Origin of the sequence: Dolichospermum sp. UHCC 0352 (assembly GCF_009711925.1) — a bacterium.
Classification (GTDB): Bacteria; Cyanobacteriota; Cyanobacteriia; order Cyanobacteriales; family Nostocaceae; genus Dolichospermum; species Dolichospermum lemmermannii.
In genome coordinates this window covers 1-5,607 of record NZ_VIKY01000280.1, presented here as the reverse complement: position 1 = coordinate 5,607, position 5,607 = coordinate 1, and the positions used below count along the sequence as shown (strand labels likewise).

The following is a 5,607-nucleotide window of genomic DNA, read 5'->3' as shown; positions in this document are numbered from 1 at the left end:
TCTTCCAAATGCTTCGCCCCTACTGACAACTGACAATTGACAACTGACAATTAAGCCGACTCTGGTTTAGGTAAAGAAGAAGGATGTACTATCAGTTCCGCAGTAGAACGTTTTTCCACCATTTCCTTAGTAATAGTACAGCGAGTCACATCCTTACGAGAAGGTAACTCATACATTACATCCAGCATCAACTCTTCCACAATACCGCGTAAAGCCCGCGCTCCAGTTTTTCGCCGATAAGCCTCTTGAGCGATCGCTCGCAACGCATCTGGTTTAAAATCTAACTGGACATTGTCCATATTCAGCAGTTTTTGGTACTGCTTCACCAAAGCGCTGCGTGGTTCAGTCAGAATTGCCATCAGCGCGTCCTCATCCAGAGGATCTACCACAGCCACCATGGGAATCCGCCCAATAAACTCAGGAATCATGCCAAATTTCACCAAATCATCCGGTTGCAAATGACGCAATGTATCAGCAGCGCGTTTTTCCTTAGTTTGCACATCTCCTGGTTGGACAAAGCCGATTGACTTTTTACCAACTCTCTGATCTACAACCTTTTCCAAACCGACAAAAGCCCCACCACAGACAAACAAAATATTACTCGTATCAATTTGGATACAATCTTGATACGGGTGCTTACGTCCGCCTTGAGGGGGAACATTAGCAACAGTCCCCTCCAACATTTTCAGTAAAGCCTGTTGTACCCCTTCTCCAGAAACATCCCTGGTAATCGAGGGATTTTCACTCTTGCGGGCGATTTTATCAATTTCATCAATGTAGATAATACCCCGTTGAGCCTCTTCCACATCCAAATCCGCCACCTGCAACAAACGCAACAAGATATTTTCCACATCTTCCCCCACATACCCCGCTTCAGTTAGGGTTGTAGCATCAGCCACAGCAAAGGGGACATCCAGAATTTTAGCGAGAGTTTGTGCCAATAAAGTCTTACCGCAACCAGTCGGACCAATAAGTAAAATATTGGACTTTTGTAGTTCTATAGCATCATCAGCCTCAACTTTGGCACTGCCTTTAGCCTGAAGAATAGCCAACCGTTTGTAGTGATTGTAAACAGCGACAGATAGCACTTTTTTAGCTTCATCTTGGCCGATCACGTGTTCGTCTAAATAATTTTTAATCTCCCTCGGTTTAGGAATTTGATTAAATGAGAGATTAGACGAACGTGTCCGCCGTTTTTCCGCTGGTTCTGACTTTTGAGTTGGTTGTGATGCTGCCGCAGTATTAGTATCCAGCAACTCCTCATCAAGGATTTCATTACACAAGTCAACGCATTCATCGCAGATGTAGACTCCCGGACCTGCGATTAATTTACGGACTTGCTCTTGAGACTTACCACAAAATGAACATTTTAAATGGGAGTCGTACTTAGACATATCAGCCTCTTATTTCAGAATGATGACGATTTACCCTGCTGTGGGCAGATTTTGTCGAGAAATGACCTGATCAATCAAACCATAATTCTTCGCCTCTTCTGCTGACATGAAAAAGTCGCGCTCGGTATCAGTTTCAATTCTGTCTAAGGGTTGACCAGTATGTTTAGACATTAATTGATTTAATTCACCCTTGATGTAAAGGATTTCTCGCGCTTGAATTTCAATGTCAATAGCCTGCCCTTGAGCGCCACCCAGGGGTTGGTGAATCATAATCCGGGAGTCAGGTAAAGACATCCGCTTTCCGGCAGTTCCAGATGTTAATAAAAAAGCCCCCATGCTTGCGGCTAGTCCAAAACAGATAGTTACAACATCGGGACGTATTTGTTGAATTGTATCATAGATTGCCATACCCGCGTAGACAGAGCCACCAGGAGAATTAATGTACAATTGAATATCCTTTTCCGCGTCCTCAGAATCGAGGAAAAGTAATTGGGCAACAATAGAATTAGCGACAACATCATCTATCGGTGTTCCCAAAAAAATAATCCGCTCGCGCAGTAAGCGGGAGTAGATATCAAATGCCCTTTCTCCCATCCCCGACTGTTCTACAACCATCGGTACAATGTTGCTAGAGGTGCTTAAATTGCCACTAGCCCCGATAGGACTCAAGCTGTTGATGGGGTAATTTCCTGACTGCGATACAAGCATAATCTAGAATATTTAACAATAAATGAAATGAAATTGTGAACTGTTAACCATTATGCCTTATATGGCAAAATTCAGGGCGCAGGAGGCAGGAGGCAGGAGGCAGGGGCAAGAGTAAAAGAAAGAACTTTTACCCATGACCCATGACCCATGACCCATGACCCATGACCCATTACTCAGGATTACTGGTTTCTTCTTCCTGAATTGCTTCAGCGGCTTCTGCTTCTGAATCTGGTTCTTCTGGAGGAGTTAAAGACCCTTCTGCTACTAGTTCCACAGAAGAACGTTCTAGTAACCAATCAACAATCTTTGTGGTGAGAAGTTCTTCTTGAACAACTCCACGTAATCTCTTTTCATCCAAATCTTGATCAGCATACTCTGTCAGCAATTCTGTGACTCTAGCTTCCACTTCTGCGGCTGCAACTTCAATAGATTCGCGTTTACCAATTTCTTGCAAAGATAGAGTCCGTTTAAGACGTTCTATAGCTTCAGGTTTGGATCTATCCCGTAATTGGGGAATAATTTCCTGGGTAAATAGCTTTTTCACATCTATTCCCTGCTCAGACAACTTCATTGCTGTTTGTGACAGCATAGCATCAACTTCTTGATCAATTAATGTTGTTGGCAAGTCTATTTCGACATGATTAAGCAATTCTGTTAATAAAGCTTCTTGCTGATTATTTCTGGTTTTATCTGCCGCTTCTTTTTCATACCGCTGGGTCAATGATGCCCGCAATTCCTCTAATGTCTCAAAGTCACTGACTTCTTGAGCAAAATCGTCATCCAACTCTGGCAATTCTTTAACTTTAATTTCTTTAAGCGTGATGGTAAACAGAGCCGCTTTACCAGATAATTCTTCGTTACCATAAGGATCTGGGAATTGAGCAGATACCTCTTTTGTTTCCCCAGGGTTCATACCCACTATCCCCAACACAAAACCGGGAATAAACTTATCTTCTTGTAACTCAACTTGAAAATCAGTTCCTTCTCCACCAGGAATTGGTTTGGGTTCACTGTCAGGATCATCACCTTCAGTTTTAGCAATTACACCCTTAAAGTCAATTACTGCCATATCACCGATTTCCGTAGCCCGTCCTTCTACAGGGACTAAAGTTCCTAACTTTTCTCTTTGGGCTTCAATAACGGTATCTACCTGGGTAGGATCATATTTAATTTCCTCCGCTTTGGCTTCTAAACCAGTGTATTGGTTTAACTTGATTTCTGGAATTACATCCACAGCCACCGCAAAAGTCAGGGGTTTTCCTGGTTCATAACTATTAATCAAATCATCAAAGGAAGAGCGTAATTGGGGCTGACCAAGAGCGGTAATTGCTTCTTGTTTAATTGCTTGCTCAATCCCTTCTTGAATGATTTCTTCTAGGGCAGTTGCCTTAACGCGAGTAGTACCGATACGTTGTATTAATATTTGCCGGGGTACTTTGCCTTTACGAAACCCAGGAATATTTACGGTCTTAGTTAAATTTCTCAGGACTTGCTCGTATTTTTGTGTGGTAATTTCCGATGTAATTTCTATTTCTAAACCAATTTGACTAGCGGGGAGTTTTTCCTGGGTAACTTTCATGCTTTATTTCTTGTTTTCTGGTATTTTAATCTGCTATCTAAATACTAGACAAGTCTAGACATTTACTTCTTACTTCAACGGGGATATGGGATTGGGCATTGGTGTCAACTTAAACTAAAAATGGCTTATCTGTTACCTTCCACAACCGTCAGGGAATAAATTCCCTGTCTCATGGCTCAAGTCCGTTTTAACGGACTAATAAATTTGCCTAGTGTTTAGTCATCAAAAGATAACTTTTATTATCAGCAAGGAGCTTGAGTTCCTTGCCGGATGGGGTTTTGCGTTAAGTTGACACCAATGGGGATTCAGTTATCCCGACTTCAGCTTACACGCTGTCTTCAAGACGTGATTATCCACTGACTAGCTATCATTCAGCTAAAAATGCTTATGAATCTCCTTAGGGAGATATCCAGTATACTGCTAAAAGTCAGGGACAAAACACTTGATGGTATTCTTCAATGGTAGCCTTAACTCCGGTAACATAACTTTACAGATCGGGCTTCTTAAAAATACCTAAAATATTAATCGCGCTTCTTTTTCTTTTTTTTTGCAGTTTGCCGTATAATAGAATATTATACGATAGTATATAAATATATTTGATCGCTATAACTTAAATTGCTGTAGACCATGGTATCAGTTAATTTTGCCATATGAATAACAAAGTCTCAAATTCCTTAATAACCATCAAAAACTGAGATATAATCACAAAAATATGCAAATTTTACTATTTAAAATCTGCTGTTGAGCGGAACGACAGAAACATTTAATTTTTAAGTTGTCCGAAAAAAAAAGTGCTAATTACCTCTTAAAGGAGGAGTCGAGTTTGTCTAAGTCCTATCGTGTAGCTATTTTGGGTGCAACTGGTGCTGTAGGTACGGAGTTGCTGGAATTACTAGAAAGTCGAAATTTTCCCCTAGCTGATTTAAAATTGTTGGCATCAGAACGCAGTGCGGGAAAAACACTCAGATTCAAAGGGGAAGATATCCCAGTTGAAGCTGTGAGCGATCGCAGTTTAGAAAATATAGATATAGTCTTAGCTAGTGCTGGGGGTAGCATCTCCAAAATATGGGCTGGGATAGCTGTGCAAAAAGGAGCAGTGGTAATTGATAATTCCAGCGCCTTTCGGATGAACCCGGATGTCCCCTTGGTAGTTCCAGAAGTAAATCCCCAAGCCGCATTTACTCACAAAGGAATTATTGCCAATCCCAACTGTACAACGATTCTTATGTCCTTGGCAGTGTGGCCTTTACATCAAGTCAAACCAGTTAAAAGGATTGTAGCAGCTACCTATCAATCTGCTAGTGGTGCTGGCGCTCAGGCCATGGAGGAAGTAAAAATCCAAAGTGACGCTATACTACAAGGAAAGCAACCTGTAGCGGAAGTTTTACCTTACCCATTGGCATTTAATTTATTTACCCATAATTCTCCGATGACAGCTTGGGGATATTGTGAGGAAGAAATGAAAATGGTGAACGAAACCCGCAAAATCTTTGGTAGTCAAGAAATCAGAATTACCGCGACTTGTGTACGGGTTCCCGTCCTCCGCGCCCATTCTGAGGCGATTAATCTAGAGTTTGAAACACCTTTTGATCCAGATGAGGCCAGAGAAATTTTAAGAAAATCACCTGGTGTTAAATTAGTGGAAGATTGGCAAGCAAATTATTTCCCTATGCCCATAGATGCCAGTGGTAAAGATGAGGTTTTAGTAGGCAGAATTCGTCAGGATATTTCTCATGCTTGCGGTTTAGAATTGTGGCTATGTGGCGATCAAATTCGTAAAGGTGCAGCTTTAAATGCAGTGCAAATTGCCGAATTATTAGTAGAAAAAAATTTACTAAAATTGACTACAGTATAAGTTTAAATTCAGTCATTTGTCACCATTAATTAATAACAAACAACTGACAACTGTACGGGCGAAGCATTTGG

At 41.3% G+C, this 5,607-nt stretch carries 4 protein-coding genes; 1 reads left to right on the top strand and 3 read right to left on the bottom strand.

All coding sequences use genetic code 11. The annotated features are described in order from the left end of the window. Window positions 1-50 precede the first annotated feature (50 nt). The 3 genes from clpX to tig form a co-directional block, all read right to left on the bottom strand. A complete protein-coding gene (gene clpX, locus FJR06_RS20130; protein WP_015078066.1) occupies window positions 51-1,394 on the bottom strand; it encodes an ATP-dependent protease ATP-binding subunit ClpX in 1,344 nt (447 codons plus the stop codon). 30 nt (window positions 1,395-1,424) lie between these two features. Continuing rightward, the gene (gene clpP, locus FJR06_RS20125; RefSeq protein ID WP_168631827.1) at window positions 1,425-2,102 is read right to left on the bottom strand and encodes an ATP-dependent Clp endopeptidase proteolytic subunit ClpP; all 678 of its coding nucleotides are present in this window, start codon (window positions 2,100-2,102) and stop codon (window positions 1,425-1,427) included. Window positions 2,103-2,271: 169 nt separating this feature from the next. After that, entirely contained in the window at window positions 2,272-3,681 is a 1,410-nt protein-coding gene (gene tig / locus FJR06_RS20120) for a trigger factor (protein WP_168652135.1), read from the bottom strand. Window positions 3,682-4,504: 823 nt separating this feature from the next. Between tig and FJR06_RS20115 the strand changes: the two genes are divergently transcribed. Continuing rightward, complete coding sequence (locus tag FJR06_RS20115) at window positions 4,505-5,536, top strand: aspartate-semialdehyde dehydrogenase (RefSeq protein ID WP_168652134.1); 1,032 nt, start codon at window positions 4,505-4,507, stop codon at window positions 5,534-5,536. Window positions 5,537-5,607 lie beyond the last annotated feature (71 nt).